Below are 1832 nucleotides of genomic sequence, written 5' to 3' on the forward strand. Positions count from 1 at the left end.
CCGGAAACCGGCGCCCCGGCCTGCTGGCGCACGCCGTCGCGGTCGTGGCCGCCGCCGCATACGGCGACCGGGTCACCGCGTGGGCGCGCTCGCTGTGACCCTCTGACCTCGCCGGACGTGGTCGTACGGCGTTCGGCCGGGCCGGCTTTCCTCACCCGTGTGGGTGACGTGCTCCGGCGCATTGCCCCGGCCCGCCGCACTGTGCGCCTGCCGGATTTCCCGTAACGGCCCATCGCCCTGGCATGCTTGAGGGAACACGGTCCGCGCGGGAGGCGCGCGGGGTAGGTCCGTCCGCCCCCGTGAGCCCGCTACCTTCTGTACGTTTCCTCGTGACCGCCCATGCCGAACCAGGAGCCCCGGCCCCTTGAGCCCCCTGAGCAGCAACGCGCCGCACGGCCAGTCGACGCTGCGCACCGTACAGGTGCTGGGCGGAGGCAATGCCGCCAGCGGCGCGCATGTGCGCTCGCTGGCCGAGGGGCTCGTGGCGAGGGGCGTACGGGTCACGGTGTGCGCCCCCGTCGATGCCGACCGCGCCTACGACTTCTCCGGCGCCGGTGCCGAGCATGTGCACGTGCCGCGCAGCAGCGACCCGGCCTCCGTGGCCGCGCTGCGGGCGGTCTGCACGGACGCCGACCTGGTGCACGCGCACGGGCTGCACGCCTCCTTCCGGTCCGTGCTCGCGCTCAGCGGCCGGCGCACCCCGCTGGTGGTCACCTGGCACGACCGGGCCCAGGCGCAGGGCGCGCGGGCGCAGTTCCTGCGGCTGCTGGAGCGGCGGGTGGTGCGCACGGCGTCCGTGGTCCTCGGCACCAGCTCCGACCTGGTGGACCGGGCCCGCAGCACGGGGGCGCGGGACGCCCGGCTCGCCGCCGTCGGCCTGCCGGGACAGCGCCGGCCCGTCGTCCTCGACGACCCCGACCGGCTGCGTCCCAAGGTCCGGGCCGAACTCGGCGCCACCGGACGCCCGTTGCTGATCGCGGTCGGCTCCCTCGACCGGCACCGCGGCTACGACGTCCTGCTGGACGCGGCCCGTGCCTGGCGCGACCTCGACCCTGTGCCGCTGCTCGTCATCGCCGGGGAAGGACCGCAGCGGCCGGCGCTGCAGCGGCGGATCGAGGACGAGGGGCTGCCGGTGCGGCTCATCGGCCGCCGCGAGGACGTGCCCGAACTGCTCGCGGCCGCCGATCTGGCGCTGCTGACGAGCAGTTGGGAGTCACGGTCCGTCCTCGCACAGGAGGCGCTGTACGCGCGCGTGCCGCTCGTCGCCACCCGGGTCGGCGGCATCCCCGACCTCGTCGGCGACGCGGCCGAACTCGTCCCGTACGGCGACCCGGTGGCGCTCGCGGCCACCGTCGTACGGCTCCTCGCCGACCCCGGGCGCCGGGAGGAACTACGCGAGTCGGGCGTACGGCAGGCCGCCGGCTGGCCGACCGAGGACGAGACGGTAGCCCAAGTGCTCAGCGTGTACGACGAGTTGACCCAGCCCAGGCCACTCGCCTAGGGCCTGGCCGAACAGCACACCTAGGACACGTGCCTACGAGCCCGCAGGGCCAGGCTCAATGCCAGGACCGTCTGCGGGTCGTCGAGGTCGGTGCCCAGCAACTCCCCGATGCGGGCGAGCCGGTTGTAGAGGGTCTGCCGGTTCAGATGCAGCTCACGGGCCGTCTCCGCCTTGCGTCCGGCGTGCGCCAGATAGGTCTCCAGGGTCGGCAGCAGCGGCGGCTTGGAGCGGTGGTCGTGGTCCCGCAGCGGGCCGATCGCGCGGTCCACGAACGCGGCGAGGTCCGGGTGGTCGCGCAGCCGCCACAGCAGCAGGTCGATGTCGAGGCGGC

General features: G+C 74.7%; 2 protein-coding genes. One reads left to right on the forward strand and one right to left on the reverse strand.

Annotated features, from left to right (window positions below; translation table 11 throughout):
* Positions 1 to 364: 364 nt before the first annotated feature.
* A complete protein-coding gene (locus M878_RS82505; RefSeq protein ID WP_023551774.1) occupies positions 365 to 1501 on the forward strand; it encodes a glycosyltransferase family 4 protein in 1137 nt (378 codons plus the stop codon).
* A gap of 20 nt (positions 1502 to 1521) precedes the next feature.
* Here M878_RS82505 and M878_RS000000100420 read toward each other — a convergent pair.
* Positions 1522 to 1832, reverse strand: a 311-nt coding sequence (locus M878_RS000000100420; RefSeq protein ID WP_023551775.1) for a PucR family transcriptional regulator, incomplete at its 5' end; no start/stop codon positions are given.

The sequence above is a fragment of the Streptomyces roseochromogenus subsp. oscitans DS 12.976 genome, from assembly GCF_000497445.1.
In the GTDB taxonomy this organism is placed as follows: Bacteria; Actinomycetota; Actinomycetes; order Streptomycetales; family Streptomycetaceae; genus Streptomyces; species Streptomyces oscitans.